14 protein-coding genes are annotated in these 15,161 nt (G+C 54.8%); 9 read left to right on the forward strand and 5 right to left on the reverse strand.

From position 1 onward, the window contains the following. Window positions 1–116 precede the first annotated feature (116 nt). The gene (hemE, locus tag CX650_RS14565) at window positions 117–1,181 is read right to left on the reverse strand and encodes a uroporphyrinogen decarboxylase (RefSeq protein WP_039034841.1); all 1,065 of its coding nucleotides are present in this window, start codon (window positions 1,179–1,181) and stop codon (window positions 117–119) included. Between the two features lie 613 nt (window positions 1,182–1,794). Here hemE and CX650_RS14570 point away from each other — a divergent pair. The 9 genes from CX650_RS14570 to hydF all read left to right on the forward strand — a co-directional run bounded on the left by CX650_RS14570 (window position 1,795) and on the right by hydF (window position 10,009). After that, entirely contained in the window at window positions 1,795–2,277 is a 483-nt protein-coding gene (locus tag CX650_RS14570) for an Rsd/AlgQ family anti-sigma factor (protein WP_039034842.1), read from the forward strand. A 447-nt stretch (window positions 2,278–2,724) separates the two neighbouring features. Next, complete coding sequence (locus tag CX650_RS14575) at window positions 2,725–3,129, forward strand: YajG family lipoprotein (RefSeq protein WP_039034843.1); 405 nt, start codon at window positions 2,725–2,727, stop codon at window positions 3,127–3,129. 277 nt (window positions 3,130–3,406) lie between these two features. Next, the gene (locus CX650_RS14580; protein WP_101096217.1) at window positions 3,407–4,639 is read left to right on the forward strand and encodes a [FeFe] hydrogenase, group A; all 1,233 of its coding nucleotides are present in this window, start codon (window positions 3,407–3,409) and stop codon (window positions 4,637–4,639) included. 10 nt (window positions 4,640–4,649) lie between these two features. Continuing rightward, the gene (locus tag CX650_RS14585; RefSeq protein ID WP_044735281.1) at window positions 4,650–4,967 is read left to right on the forward strand and encodes an iron hydrogenase small subunit; all 318 of its coding nucleotides are present in this window, start codon (window positions 4,650–4,652) and stop codon (window positions 4,965–4,967) included. Window positions 4,968–4,977: 10 nt separating this feature from the next. Continuing rightward, entirely contained in the window at window positions 4,978–5,643 is a 666-nt protein-coding gene (locus tag CX650_RS14590; RefSeq protein ID WP_101096218.1) for a cytochrome b/b6 domain-containing protein, read from the forward strand. 68 nt (window positions 5,644–5,711) lie between these two features. After that, window positions 5,712–7,166, forward strand: coding sequence for a [FeFe] hydrogenase H-cluster radical SAM maturase HydG (gene hydG / locus CX650_RS14595; RefSeq protein ID WP_101096219.1), 1,455 nt, complete (start codon window positions 5,712–5,714; stop codon window positions 7,164–7,166). Continuing rightward, entirely contained in the window at window positions 7,163–7,774 is a 612-nt protein-coding gene (locus tag CX650_RS14600; RefSeq protein ID WP_071476152.1) for a hypothetical protein, read from the forward strand. The genes hydG and CX650_RS14600 overlap by 4 nt, the downstream gene beginning before the upstream one ends. Then, window positions 7,771–8,784, forward strand: coding sequence for a [FeFe] hydrogenase H-cluster radical SAM maturase HydE (hydE, locus tag CX650_RS14605; RefSeq protein WP_101096220.1), 1,014 nt, complete (start codon window positions 7,771–7,773; stop codon window positions 8,782–8,784). Before CX650_RS14600 ends, hydE begins: the two co-directional genes overlap by 4 nt. After that, window positions 8,777–10,009 carry a [FeFe] hydrogenase H-cluster maturation GTPase HydF gene (gene hydF, locus CX650_RS14610; protein ID WP_101096221.1) on the forward strand — a complete coding sequence of 411 codons (1,233 nt, stop codon included), beginning with the start codon at window positions 8,777–8,779 and terminating at the stop codon, window positions 10,007–10,009. Before hydE ends, hydF begins: the two co-directional genes overlap by 8 nt. On the opposite strand, the gene CX650_RS14615 is transcribed toward hydF, so the two are convergent. From CX650_RS14615 to CX650_RS14630, 4 genes are read right to left on the reverse strand one after another with little or no spacing between them, the layout of a single operon-like run. Continuing rightward, complete coding sequence (locus CX650_RS14615) at window positions 9,969–11,132, reverse strand: ABC transporter permease (protein WP_025888289.1); 1,164 nt, start codon at window positions 11,130–11,132, stop codon at window positions 9,969–9,971. The genes hydF and CX650_RS14615 overlap by 41 nt on opposite strands. Beyond that, window positions 11,129–12,286 (reverse strand): ABC transporter permease, encoded by a 1,158-nt coding sequence (locus tag CX650_RS14620; protein WP_101096222.1) that lies wholly within the window; start codon window positions 12,284–12,286, stop codon window positions 11,129–11,131. The genes CX650_RS14615 and CX650_RS14620 overlap by 4 nt, the downstream gene beginning before the upstream one ends. Before the next feature lie 2 nt (window positions 12,287–12,288). Next, complete coding sequence (locus CX650_RS14625; RefSeq protein WP_028781331.1) at window positions 12,289–13,263, reverse strand: HlyD family secretion protein; 975 nt, start codon at window positions 13,261–13,263, stop codon at window positions 12,289–12,291. Beyond that, window positions 13,253–14,653, reverse strand: coding sequence for a TolC family protein (locus tag CX650_RS14630; protein WP_101096223.1), 1,401 nt, complete (start codon window positions 14,651–14,653; stop codon window positions 13,253–13,255). Before CX650_RS14630 ends, CX650_RS14625 begins: the two co-directional genes overlap by 11 nt. Window positions 14,654–15,161 lie beyond the last annotated feature (508 nt).

Genomic DNA, 15,161 nt, shown 5'->3' on the forward strand with positions numbered 1-15,161 from the left:
AAATCGGAAACCTACAAACAGGTTTCCGATTGTCTCTCATCAGGAGGATCGGTCAACCGATCCTTATCTGATCTACGTTGCCGCAATGCGAGCCTTTTTGCTGAACGAATACTAACTTACTTGTGATACTGGGCAGACAGCTCATGTACCGACTTAACGAAGGCACCGGCATGCTCAGGATCCACGTGCTGGTGGATACCATGACCCAGGTTGAATACATGGCCTGTACCTTGACCATAGCTGGCCAGGATCTGCGCCACTTCTTCATGAATACGCTCAGGCGATGCGTACAGAGTCGAAGGATCCATATTGCCCTGCAGGGCAACCTTATCGCCGACACGCTTACGGGCATCGCCTATGTCTATGGTCCAATCCAGCCCAAGGGCATCACAACCTGTCTCAGCCATAGCTTCAAGCCATAGACCACCGCCCTTGGTAAACAGGGTTACAGGAACCTGACGACCTTCGGCATGACGGTTCAAACCATCGATGATCTTCTGCATATAACGCAGGGAGAATTCACGATAAGCCGCATGTGACAGCGCCCCACCCCAAGAGTCAAAGATCATCACGGCTTGTGCACCATTGGCGATCTGGGCGTTCAGATAAAGGGTCACTGAGTCGGCCAGCTTGTCCAGCAACATGTGCAATGCTGCAGGCTCGGCATACATCATCCGCTTGATCTTTTCGAAGGCCTTGCTGGAACCACCTTCAACCATATAGGTAGCCAGTGTCCAAGGTGAACCAGAAAAACCTATTAGCGGTACTTCGCCCTTGAGTTCGCGGCGAATGGTGCTAACGGCTTTCATCACATAACCGAGCTCATCTTCCGGATCCGGAATAGCCAGTTTCTTGATGGCGTCAATGGTATCGGTTGGGCGTTCAAAGCGAGGCCCCTCACCTGCTTCAAAATACAGGCCCAAACCCATGGCATCAGGCACAGTCAAAATATCGGAAAACAGGATTGCCGCATCCAATTCAAAACGACGCAGCGGCTGCAGGGTAACTTCACAAGCCAGCTCGGCATTACGGCACAGCGCCATAAAGTCACCGGCCTCGGCGCGGGTAGCGCGATATTCTGGCAGATAGCGGCCAGCCTGGCGCATCATCCAAACTGGTGTAACATCAACAGGTTGCTTGAGCAGCGCACGTAAATAACGATCGTTTTTTAATTCTGCCATTGGGCTTATTCCTACTCCGATTGAGATCTGCTGGTTCGCTAGTTTAGCATTTGCGGCTGCATTGTAACCTGTGTCTGAGTATTTATGTGACCAGAGGCATGGATAAATACCATTCCGGAGAAGAGTTTGACCCCATCCAAGCTTTATTGGGCAACTGAAATGGACAAATTTATGACCGAATTGACGATAGAGACTAACGACACGGCCACCACAGACTTAATGCGCCGCGAGACACGGCAACGCAATTGCGCCAGCTCACATTTTTACAACAAAAGTATAAAGATCCAGGCGTCAGCCGAACGTCTTATGACAGAAAAAAGTTGCACAGGTTCCCACCCTTTGGTATAAAAAGTCTGCGCTAGCAAGAACAATCAAGAAGCTCGTCACATCGAGCCCGTTAAAACTTTCCTCGCCCAGCTGTAGTTTCTACCGCTGGGCTTTTTATTTTCCAATCCGCATCCGGATACACAATTTAACATTTGAGTTGTTTTTGTATACAAAACAACTGGTTTGTCCATGAGTAAAAAAACCATTTACACGCCGAAAAGAGTTGATCACTGGTTAACTTGTCACCTAAATTAGGTACAGGTGCGGCGATAAGGATGAGAAGATCATGCTGAAACAACTTGAACAGGCCGAGCAAAAATGGGGCGGAGCCAATGCTTTGGTGGATCAATGGTTGAATAACCGCAGGAAATTGCTGGTTTATTACTGCAAATTAGCCGGACTGGCCCCCTATGAAAACCGTGACAAGTCCCTGCCCTGCGTCGATCAGGTTCGCGGCTTCTGTAATCTGTTGGTGGATTACGTTTCAGAAGGTCATTTCGAGGTCTTCAATAGAGTCGTCGATGCCTGTGACGAACAAGGGCAATCGAACAAGGCACTGGCACAGCAATTACTGCCCAAGATTGTCGAGACGACAGATCAAGCTCTGGACTTCAGTGATAAATACTCCGAGCTGGAAAGCGACGATCTACTCTATCAACTGGATAAAGATCTCGCCGAATTGGTGCACGCCCTGGAGACCCGCTTCCAGTTGGAAGATAGAATGTTGGAAGTGCTGCACAATAAAAAATCAGCACCGACAATCAACTGATACCGTAACGAGTCTGCTGGTTATTGTCGTACCTAATGCCTTATTACTGCCGTTTTCAGACTCCAAAGCCGGCTCTATGTAATGTTCAGATGAGCATTAACAGTGATATCTAGATGGATATTTGGTCGGAATAATGGGGATCGAGCGGAGAAATACTCGATCCTTTCTTTTTATCTGGCAAAGCAAAATCCCGCCCCCTCTCGCAATTTGTTTAAGTTTACAGCTCAAGTGTTATCAGGAGCATGTATTAGCCAAAGCAAGCGGTACCTTGATTCGCACCTTCCCTAACAGTTGCATGCCTTGTTATGAAAACAACGCTCATCAAAATGATCAACTTGGTAAAAGGAATTAAACCAGGATGCTGGCGTTCTTTGTTGCCAAGAAGTTATAATCCGGCGCGGATAACACGGAAAAGTAATACCTTACAATCCAACAAAGGACGGATTAATGCGTAAATTGACCCTTGCCTCACTAGCTTGCGCCGGCGCTCTGCTGGCAGGCTGTAGTTCAACCCCGCAACCCATCATAGCCCAGGAAAAAACCGTCGAAGTGAAAGGCCAAACGCTGAAGCTCGGTGGACGCTACTTTTCCGATAAGAAGAAACTGGAACTGACAGTCAATGGTGACCCCATAATGCGTGGCACCTTCCCACCTTATACTCCAACCCAAAATCTGGGTGGTCGTTATCAAGAGATGGAAATCGATGGCAAGTGCTACTTTGGGTCTGTACTCGGCAGTCAAGGCGGCGCATTTGGCATTATTGCCAGCGCGGTACAATCCTCAAAATCCAGCAATGGTGACAAGTGTGAGATTCTGGTTGACGGTAAAACAGTCGAAAACCTCTATTTCTAACACTCATCCCAACTAGATATATCCGTGTTATCCCGCGTCACACCTGTGAAATTAACTGAAACAGGGCCTAAGTCAAAAAGTCCCATGCCCCTGTTTCACTGGCTAATTTCATCATATTTCATGTAAAAATTTGTGAAATCTCCAATTTGTTCTGCTTTGGATCACAGATAGCTGCCAGCTATTTCCTATAATCCTTCCGCCCTTTCCCAAGGGGTATAGCTTTTACATAAGCAATTATAAAATAAGAACATTCTCACGTAAAAAGGAACGCATTGCCATGACAGCAACCAGCTATCAGCCAGGAGAGATCCGCGGACTGATCCAGATAGATGCGCTCAAATGCAAAGGGTGTGACGCCTGCAAACAATTCTGTCCCACCCATGCTATTGAGGGCGCATCCGGTGCCCCCCATAAGATTGATGAAGAGCGTTGCCTGAGCTGCGGCCAGTGTTTGATCAACTGTCCGTTCGGTGCCATTCATGAAACCCAGAGTGCCTTGGATACTGTATTAACCAAGCTCCAGGATCCCAACACTGAAGTGGTCGGCATTCTGGCACCGGCGGTACGGGTTGCCATAGGTGAAGCCTTCAATCTGCCCAAGGGGCAACTGCTGACCAATAAACTCTATGGCGCCATGCACCAAGCGGGATTTAAAATTTTCGACTGTAACTTCGCCGCTGACCTGACCATTATGGAGGAAGGTTCTGAGTTCATTCACAGGCTGCATGCCAATGTGCGCCAGGAACCAGGCGCCGGCAAACTGCCGCAGTTCACCTCCTGCTGCCCGGGCTGGGTTCGCTTCCTGGAAAACGAATACCCTAGCCTGTTGCCACATCTTTCCACCGCCAAATCACCGCAGCAGATGGCAGGGACTGTCGCCAAGACCTATGGCGCCAAGGTGTATGAGATGGCTCCGGAAAAGATCTTCACAGTGGCAGTGATGCCCTGCACCTCGAAAAAACTCGAAGCATCACGTCCAGAGTTCAAATCAGCCTGGCAATTCCACCAACAACATGGCAACGATGCCGCACCTTACGCCGATGTGGATGCTGTGCTGACTACCCGCGAGATGGCCGAGCTGCTCAAGCGCCTCGATATCCATCTGCCGGATGTGGCCGAATATAAGGGTGATAGCCTGTTTTCCCAATACACAGGGGCCGGCACCATTTTCGGTAACACAGGCGGCGTGATGGAAGCCGCGGTGCGTACAGCTCACAAGGTACTCACAGGCGAAGAACTGGCCAAGTTGGAACTGACACCTGTGCGCGGTCTGGAAGGCGTCAAGGAAGCCGAACTCACCATTCATGACCAACAACTTAAGCAAGATGTGCAGCTGAAAGTCGCCGTGGTGCACGACATGGGCCGCAATATCCGCCCCTTGCTGGAACAGGTGATGGCCGGCACGTCCCCCTACCACTTTATCGAAGTGATGAACTGCGCCGGTGGTTGTGTCAACGGTGGCGGTCAACCTATCAACGGCTCAGGCACATCCTGGGTTGCCCAACTGTAAGGAGTTGCTCATGACAGACAAGTATCAATTTACCGAAGATGGTTTTCTGTTGTCTCGGCGCCGTTTCATGGCTGTGGGTGCTGCGATTCTGGCGCTACTGGCCCTGCCTGTGGGCTGGCTCGGCAGCCGTATAGCCAAGCGCAACGAATACATCAAGGCCAGGGCCGATGCCCTCTACATGGATGATGCCATCGCCAAGTACCGTGTCAGCCATGCCAACCCAGCCATTGCCCGCTATTACAGCGAATTTGGCGGTGAGCCCTTGGGACATCTGTCCCACGAGTTGCTGCATACCCATTTTGTCGATCGCACTAAACTGAAATCCTAAGGAGTCGGCTATGCATCAGGACAATCGTCCCATTCTCAAGCACCCGCTGAATGTTCGGGTGTTCCACTACATCTTGCTGCTGAGCTTCCTGCCACTGGCGGCTACCGGGCTATTGTTGTTCTTTAAACCCTTGAGCGACAGCGCGATGGGGCTGACCTATGACATTCATATTGTTGCCGGTGTCATTATGGCGCTGGATGCGGTGGCTTTCACCCTGATGGCATTCGACCGTGTCGTGCTGTTCACCAACCGGGTGTTCACCTTCGGTGGCAACGATGTAGGCTGGTTTAAGGTACTCGGTGGCTATCCACAGAAGTTTTTGCTGGGCAAGAAAGTTGCCGTACCTCCTATGCGTAAGTACAACTCAGGACAGAAGCTTTTCGGGGTTTGCGTTCTGCTCGGCGGTACTGCACTGATTATCACAGGTCTGGCGCTGTGGCTGATTCCCTATGCAATCCCACGTGATACCGCTTGGTTGCTGGGCATGATCCACCTGGGTTGTGGCCTGTTACTGACAGCATTTTTGCCCGTGCACCTGTTCCTGGCGGTTTACCGCTTCGACGACTTCAAGGCAATGATGTTGCACGGTAAAGTGCCTTATCACGACGCCGCCGAATACACGCCACTATGGGTACAGGAGGAGGTCGTTCCGGTCTCTACCAAGCACGCCGAGTAACCCTCCCCTTCTTCAAATTCCAAGGAGCGCAGTGTGACTGTGCTCCTTTTTTCACAGGAGAGCCACAGATGTCAGGCCCTTTGATATCAGACCCGCTTGTATCGGGCCATGCCGAGACGATTCAAGTCAAAGACTATAACCCCGCCGTGAATTTTATTGATGATGACGCCATCTGGTCGTTGCTCAACAATAATCAACAACCCGACAAAGAAATCGTACGTCAGGTGTTGGAAAAAGCCCGCAGTTTGCAGGGGCTGACACTGGAGGAAGTGGCGGTTTTACTGCAAAACCAGGACGCCACTGTAGACGAAGAGCTGTTTGCCGTTGCCCGTGGCATCAAAGATGCCATCTATGGCAATCGCATTGTACTGTTCGCTCCCCTGTATGTTTCCAACTATTGCGCCAACGCCTGCAGTTATTGCGGCTTCAGCGCCGACAACCATGACTTGCCACGCAAGACCCTGAGCGAGCAGGAGCTGATCGCCGAAGTGGAAACCCTGGAAGATATGGGCCACAAACGGATCCTGGCGGTCTACGGTGAACACCCGCGCAATAACGCCCGCGCCATAGTCGACTCTATCAAGACCATGTACAGCGTGCGCAAAGGCAAAGGTGGTGAGATCCGCCGCATCAATGTCAACTGCGCCCCCATGGACACAGAAGACTTCAAGCTGCTGAAAACAGCCGCCATAGGCACCTATCAGTGTTTTCAGGAAAGCTACCACAGAACGACCTACGAACAGGTGCACCTCAAGGGCCGCAAGAAGGACTTCCTCTACCGCCTCTACGCCATGCACAGAGCCATGGAAGCCGGTATCGACGATGTGGGCATTGGCGTACTGTTTGGTCTCTATGACCACAGATTCGAGCTGCTGGCCATGCTCGCACATGTACAGCAACTGGAGCAGGATTGCGGCATAGGCCCGCATACCATCTCCTTCCCGCGGATTGAACCCGCCGATGGCTCCAGCTTGTCGGAGCAGCCTCCCTATGTCGTCGATGACGCCACTTTCAAGCGCCTGGTAGCCATTACCCGCCTGGCAGTGCCCTACACAGGGCTGATTATGAGCACCCGTGAAAATGCCGAACTCAGACGTGAACTCCTGAGCCTGGGGGTTTCACAGATCAGTGCCGGCTCACGGACCACCCCAGGTGGCTACAACCAGGAAGACGATGCAGCCCAATTTAGCCTGGGCGATCACCGCAGCATGGATGAAGTGGTATTGGATCTGGTCAAGCATAGCCATTCCATCCCCTCATTCTGCACCGGCTGTTACCGTAAGGGTCGTACCGGCGATCACTTTATCGGCCTGGCCAAGCAGCAGTTTATTGGCAAATTCTGCCAACCCAATGCCCTGATCACCTTCAAGGAATACCTCAACGACTACGCCAGCGAGCAGACCCGCAAAGCCGGTGAGGCACTGATAGCCGCCGAGCTGGATAAACTCAGCCCCGCCAGAAGACGTAATATCGAGGCTTGCCTCACGCGCACCGATGCGGGCGAGAGGGACATCTATCTGTGAAAGGTCGTACCCTGGTACTGGCACCCGGCTGCCGTCTCTATGCCGGGCTGCCAAAACAACAGCTGAAATCGGCACTGAGCCGCGCCCGGCGAGTGGCCCTGCATGCTGGCCACTATGCCAATTTCAGTGAAGGGACGATAGATCAGCTGCTGCGACAAAGACTGCAAAGCCGCCAGCTGTCGCAGCTGTTGATAGTGACGCAAGAACTGGAAAGCGAAGCCGGGCTGGCGTTTGGCAAAATGTTGCGTCCTGAGTCCACCGAGATGGAAATCCTCGAGGAATACCGGGTGTCTCAGCATTGGAGCAAGCAACTCGCCTCCTCCTGGCCTGAGCAGGTGACAGCAGTCAGCAGTAAGCTGGCCGCCAGCGCGCCGCTGCTATTGCTCGATGATCAACTGTTTGTCGGCCACTATGCCCATAGTCCACATCTGGCGCCTTTGGGATTGTGGCTCAAGTTGGACAGCCGCGAGCTGGGGCTGCCACCGGCAGGCCTATGGCAAAGAATGCAAGGCCGCACCAAGGTCGCTGCCACGCCTTGGCAACAGGCGTTATATCGCTACGCCGATGAGCTGGCACAAGTGCTGAAACAGGCAGGAGCCCAGGCATGAAACCGGCCGAAAATCTGGATTCAGCAGAAATCAGAGCCTTGCTCTGCGGCGAAGCTGATGACTGGCTGTTTGCCCGTGCCGATGAGGTCAAGCGCCAGTACTTTGGCAAAGAGATCTGGCTCAGAGGCATAGTGGAGTTTTCCAGTTATTGCCGCTGCGACTGTCACTACTGTGGCCTGAGAGCCGCCAATCGCGACATTGAGCGTTACCGGCTCAGCCACCAGGAAATCATCGACTCGGCCCTCAAAGTAGATAAAGCCGGCATCGGCACACTGGTGCTGCAATCCGGTGAAGACAGCCGTTTTCGCCAGGAGGGCATAAGCCGCATCCTCAGCACCATCAAACAGCAAAGCCAGTTGGCCATCACGCTATCTTTGGGTGAACGCAGCCACAGTGAACTGGCACTCTGGCGCGAAGCCGGCGCCGACCGCTATCTGTTGAAACTGGAAACCCTGGATGCCGAGCTCTATAGCCGCCTGCGTCCGGGAAGAGTGCTGGACAAACGCCTAAAGCTACTGGAAACCCTCAAGAGCCTGGGTTATGAGACAGGTAGCGGCATTATCTGTGGCCTGCCGGGTAGCAAGAGCGATGCCCTGGCTGACGCCCTGTTGGCGCTCTCAGCCATGGAACTGGAGATGTTGGCGGTCGGCCCCTTCGTCAGTCATCCACAAACCCCGCTGGCAAACACGGCCAATGGCAATGTGCTTGAGTGCCAACGGGCCTGCGCCATACTCAGATTGCTTAACCCCGGTGCCAACATACCGGCCACCAGCGCCCTGGATGCCCTGCAAAGCGGCGCTAGGCTCGACTCCCTGAGCCGCGGCTGCAATGTGCTTATGCCCTCGTTCACACCACAGAAAGACAGCAGTAAATACCTTATTTACCCCGGCAAAAATGCCTCCGGCTGCCCGCTGGAACAGCGTCTCGCCGATATCAAACTCAGCCTCAAAGCCCGCGGCTTGCATTGCTCTGCGGACAGAGGCAACGCCAGGAGACAAATTAATGTGTAATTCGGCCCCCAATGCAGCCCCCCGCGGAGTCAGACTGCACATAGTATTGTGTGGTCGTCGCAACGCCGGGAAATCCTCCCTGCTCAATTACTTATCCAACCAGCAGAGTGCCATAGTCTCTGAGACCAAGGGCACCACGACAGATGCGGTGCGCAAGCCCTTTGAGCTGCATCCGGTCGGCCCGGCTACCCTGATAGATACCGCCGGACTGGACGATACCGGCGCCCTGGGATTACAGCGAATAGCCGCCAGTCGCCGGGCGTTGCAACAGGCCGATATCGCCGTCTATGTGCTGGATGAACAGGGGTTGAATGAGTTTGATCGCGACTGGCTGTTACTGCTGCAAAGCTGGCAGCTGCCAATCCTGGTGGTAGCGAACAAGCAAGATCTGGCGCCGTTGCCCGCGGAGCATCAGCACTGGCTCAACGACCAAGGCATCAAGTTCTTATGCCTGTCGACCCAAGAGGCAAAACACCGGGAAGACATGGTCGAGCAACTGGTTCAACTGGTACCGGAAGATTTTCGTTGCGACCCCGTGCTGGCCGCCGACTGTTACAGCACCGGAGAGCAACTGCTGCTGGTCGCCCCGATGGATTCGGCTGCCCCCAAAGGCAGATTGATTTTGCCTCAGGTGCAGGTTCTCAGAGAAGCGCTGGATAACGGTGCCATCGCCAGCATCTGCTGTGAGTCTGAGCTGGCCACGGCCTTGGCCGCCATGCCAACGCCACCGGCGCTGGTTGTGACCGATGCCCAGGCGGTGAGACAAGTGGCCGCTCAGGTACCCGACAGCATTCCGCTGACCACCTTCTCCACCCTGTTTGCCCGGGCCAAGGGCGATCTACCGGCCCAGCTGCAAGGCGCCGAGATGCTCGAAAGGCTCGAGGATGGCGATCGGGTACTGATCGCCGAGGCCTGTAGCCATGAGGTGCAGGATGAAGATATAGGTAGAGTAAAGATCCCGGCGGCCATCGGCAAATTGACCGGCAAACAGTTGCAGTTCAGCGTCTGTGCCGGCCATGACTTTCCGGCCGATTTGGAACACTACAAACTGGTAGTGCACTGCGGCGCCTGTATGTTGGGGCGGGCGGAGATGCAGCGGCGCATTCTCGAATGTCGCCGCCGCGGCGTCGCCATCACCAACTATGGGCTGGTGTTGGCTAAGGCCAGTGGCGTGTTGGAAAGAGTCAGTTTGCCGCTGCTGCCAGTTGACGCCGACGCCAACTAACGCCCCAAACCGCCAGAGGGAAGAACAGCAACAATAGCCCCCAGAGCTGTAACCATTTGGGGGCAATAACCGCCCAATCGGCTCCCATCTGGTTCAGCTGCAGCATTCCCATAATCGCCGGCACAGCCGGGATCACCTGCGACAGCCATACCAAGGGCTCAGGGATCAGTGCCAAGGGCCAGACAAAGCCACTGACAAACAGGATGGGCATGGATACCAGCAGCAGGATCTGGGTCGGCAACTCGCGCCTGACAAACAGGCAGCTGAGCGCTACCCCGGCGCTGGCCGTGGTCAGCAGGAAAGGCAACATCAGCAACAATACCTGACCAAGACTCGCCTGCAGACTCACCTGATAGAAGTAATAACACCAGCCAATATAGAGCGCACTGAACAGGCAATAGAGCAAGCCGAAGGCCAACACCCGAGCACTGACCAGCATCAAGGGGCTAACCCGGTTCCAATAGCCCGGCTGGCGCCACTGACCTGCGCCGAGTATGCCTGTGCCTATCAGCAAGGTCTGGTGCAAAATCAGCAGAAACAATCCTGGCACCACATAGGGGGTATAACCCAAACCTTTATTGAATGCGGGCACGGCATTGAGTTTAATCGGCGCCAGACTCTGGGCCGCGGCCTCAGGGCTCTGGCCCGAGGCCAATAGTCCCTTGAGCTGGATCTGCTTGCCGGCATCCATACCGGCACTCACCAAACCTTCTACCACAGCGGAATAGATCAGGAAGTAACTGGCATCACCGCCGAAGCTCAAAGTCGCGCCCCGTCCCAGCAACAGATCGCGGCGAAAATCAAACGGGATCACCAATAAACCATGGGCGCGGCCATCGGTGACCCAGGCCTTGGCTTCGTCGATGGAGCCGACCCGACCGACAACCTGGATACGGGCACTGGCATCGGCGTGACGGATAAGCCGCCGTGACAGCGAGGAGTTATCGTGATCCACCACCACCAACTGCTGCTCTGTGGGCACCTGATGCAGATAAGGCAAGGGATAGAGCACGGCATAGAAGAGCACGCCGCCAAACAGGGTCAAAGAGATCGCCTTGTCACGCACCAAGGCGCGTAAATCCAGCCAGATCAACTGCCATAACGAGAGGGGCTTGGCTGTCATAACGTCTCCTCAAGCGGCAACTGCGACTGCAGCACCCTGGCATAACGACGGGCAAAGAACCAACTGGGGATCAACAGCAGCAGAAAGCCGAGATAACCCAGCGCCTGAGGCAGCAAGCAGGCCGGCCCGGCGCCATAGCTCACCAGAGCAACATGAGACTCTATATAGTGGCTTGATGGCATCAACAGACGCCACCACTGCGCCAGCAGTGGCATTTCTCCGGTCGGGAAGGTAATGCCCATAAAGGCAAAGGCGGGTGCAAACAGCGCAGTGCAAAAGCTGATCACCCTGGCGCTGTCGGCCAGCATAAAGAAAATCCCCTGCACCCAGAGCCAGACCGCCATCAACATTAAGATCTGCATCGGCAGCAGCCACAGGAGTTGCCCGGCTATCGGCAGCCCCAGCAGTTGATACAACAGCACCAAAATAAAGCCGCCGTGCAACAGCATAAAGGCGCCGTTGACCATAAACTTACTCAAAAGCACAGAGGGCATACCCAGGCGGAAGCATTCGCCCAAGGTATCCTGGCGCAGCTCACGGTTGAGACTGCCGGCAAAAGCCAACATGGCCAGCAGTTGCCACAGAGCTATCAGCACAGGTGGCACCAGGAAGCCGACATAGTTGTTATTGCGGTTGAACAGCGCCGTGGTTTGGGTGCTGACAGGGCTGAGGTGCACCTCAACCTGGGACGGGTTGACACCGGCCGCCAGCTGCTTGAGCCTGGCCACCTGCTGCAAACCATCGGCCAGGGTCAGTTGCAACTGACTGGCCAGCAGTTTGCCCACCAGCAAAAACTGGCCGTTGTAGCGCAGGTCTATGGTGGGAGTGTGCCCGGTCAGCAGTTCCTGCTTCAAACCATAGGGCAAGATGACCAAGGCATAGACCTCGCCGCGGCGCATCGCCTCGACCGCCTCGTCCAGCGCCAGATAGCGCCTGGGGGCGGTGACAGGATTAGCCTCAAGATGACGCCCAAGCTCACGACTGAGGCTGGAGTTGTCTTGATCCACCAGCGCCACCGGCAACTGCCTGGGCAACCCGGCGGAAAACAACCACCAAAGACAGAGCACACCGATAAGCGGCAGATAGCTTATCAGTGCCAGCTGCCAGGGATCGCGCCAGACAGCCTGCCACTCTCGCCGAAGCAACCTCTTCATAATCAAGACTTTTCAAGTAATACTGACATGCCCACCCGCAGATCGGCCACCGGCTCAAGCGGCCTGAGCTCCACTTCAAAGGTACGCATATCAAAGTCGTGACCACTCTCGGTCGCCCGCCAGGTGGCGAAGTCGCCCAGCACGCTGATGTGGCTGACCTCAAACTCGACACTACGTTGCAGCGCCGGCAGTGTCAGGGTCATACGTTCGCCCTTCTTGAACTGCTTGAGCTGATCCTCACGCACCTGAAACACGGCCCAGGCATCTGTCATATCCACCAAACTGACCACAGGAAAGCCACTGGGTGCCAGCTCGCCCACCTGCAACAGCACCTCGGTGATTTCACCACCCTTGGGCGCGCGCATCTGGCTGTCGGCGAGTATGGCACTGACCTCTTTCACCGCACCTTCGGCCATCCGGGCATTACCGGCAGCGGCGGCCTTGGTTTCTTCCCGGGCGCCCTCTTCGGTCATTTGATACATGGCATAGGCGGCCTGCTCGGTATACTTGGCGGCCTGATATTGGGTAAAGGCTTCATCACGCTTTTGCCGGGCAAGTACGCCATCGCGGAACAGGTTTTCTACCCGGTCGAAGGTGGTCTTGGCCAGCTCACTGGCGGCCTTGGCCTTGAGCCACTGCTCGCGGGAGGCGGCAACCTGCTGCTTACGGGCACCGCTGTCGGCTTCCTGCTGCATCGCCTTGGCGGCATCGCGGCCACCCTCGGCCTGCATCAGTTTGGCATTGAGCTCGGGGCTGTCGATGGCAAACAGCAGATCCCCTTCACTGACACTGTCTCCGCGGCGCACCAACACCTGCTCTACCCGGCCCGGCACCTTGGAAGACACATTGTATTCCCTGGCCTCTATCTGCCCCTGCAACAGCTGTGGCTTGGGGGAGTAAGCCAGGATCAGCCCATATACCAGCGCCGCCACTATGGTTACCAGGGCCACTATGGCCACCAAAGGATTAACCCGCATCCTGTATCTCCTGCTTGTCACTGCGTCCGATAAATTCATCCAACTGGCCACTGACCGCCATCAAGCGGGCATAGGCCTGAACATAACGATATTGAGCCGCCAACTGCTTGGTGCGTACCGCACTGAGTTTGAGCTCGGCATCCACCCTGTCGATGGAGGTAGACAGCCCTTGATTGAAAGCCAATTCCCGCAGCTTGAGGTTTTCCTCTGCCAGCGCCAGAGAACTGTTCAAGGCATTAACCTCCTCTTCGGCCTGCAGCAGTTGGCGATAGCTTTGATCCACCAACAGGCTGAGATCCTGACGGGTTTGTGCCTTGGTGTATCTGGCCTGCAGCAGGGCGCTCTTGGCCGCCTGCACCTTGCCACTGCGACCATCACGGGACAGCAGCGGCACCTTGACCCCGACGCCTACCATCCAGTCGGGTTCGACCTTGGAAAACAGGCTGTCGTCTTCATAGAGGGTGTAGTTAGCGTAGAGGAAAACCGTGGGGAAGTATTTTCCCTTTTCCATATCGACCAGGCCCTGAGCCTGGGTCTCTTTCGCCTCCAACAAGCGCAAGGCTGGATGCTGCTTCAGCGTCAGCTCGGTCAATTGCGGCAATGAAGGGGAGTTTGGCGCCATAAACAGCGGCGACTTGGTGGCGATATCAGTCTGGTGCAGCAGGCGTGACAAGGCTATCAGCGCCATCTCATGGCGGCGTTTGGCACTGCCGAGGTCGACCTTGGCCTGATCCAGTGCCACCTGGGCATTGAGGCGCTCGACTCTGGCGATCTGCCCCTGTTGTTCCAGTTTTTCAGCGTGGCTGTAATGCTTTTCCAGCGATGCCACCAGCTGAGCCTGGGTTTGCACCAAAGCCTGGGTCACAGTGACGGCATAATATCTGTCTACCAGTGTGGTAAACAGCTCACGCCGTGCCAACTCCAGTTGCTGCTTCTTCTCAGCGACCTGAGCCGCCTGAATGCCTTGAGCGGCAGAGATCTGGCCACCGGTATAAATCGGCCACATCGCCTGTAAGCTGGCTCGGAACACATCCTGCTCGGTGAAAGGAGTCACAAACATGGAGCCGGGAAGCGAGCCGATAATGCCACCTATGGCCGGCGGCAGAGTGGCGGGATCCATAGAGGCGAGAGGATTGAGATCGCGCAGATCCAGCTCTATCGGTTTTTCCAGCCTGGTATAGCTGCCGTTGATGTTGAGCGATGGCAGGTTAAGGTCGCGCCCGGCCTCTTGCTGCGCCTCGGCGCGGCTGACTTCCTGGCCTTCGGCGGCCAGCTTATCGCTCACCTCCAGCAACTGTTGCCAGGCCGAGGCAAAACTATAGTCTGCGGCAAGCGCAGGCTGAGCCGCCAGCGGCCACAACAGCAACCAGGCAAATTTGGTCAATTTCATCTACACCCCTAGAGTAAAAACTCTAATTCCTGAGCAAAAAGGATATCATCCTCGCTTGTCGGCCACCAGTTAACCTTGCTGCGCGGCGGCGCGAGGCCTCCAAGGCCTGTCGAAACCTGGGTAAAAAAAACAGACAAGCCACTGGATCCTAGTCTTTTTTAAGCTGTATTGAAACTAAGGAAGGTGCAAACCTGCACCGAGGAATAGACACACATCCTAAACTCACGAATTTAGAATTACAGAATTGCACTGCACTTGGGCGTTGCCGAGAGCCTGTTGGCGCAAATAAAGTGGCCAGCGGCGAGTGGGCTTATGTGAGCCAAGGATGGTGAGCAGACCTTATCCGTGGATGAATTTGGATGCCAGCACCAAATGGTAGTGATTACCCGTGACCGCATAAGCTGTACTAGCATAAGCTGAACATTCATGGGTAGTGTTCATAAATCTGTGTCATTTGAGTAATATACACCCAAAAGGATATTCAAATGACCAAACCTACATTCGACAT

The sequence above is a fragment of the Shewanella indica genome, assembly GCF_002836975.1.
GTDB lineage: Bacteria > Pseudomonadota > Gammaproteobacteria > Enterobacterales > Shewanellaceae > Shewanella > Shewanella indica.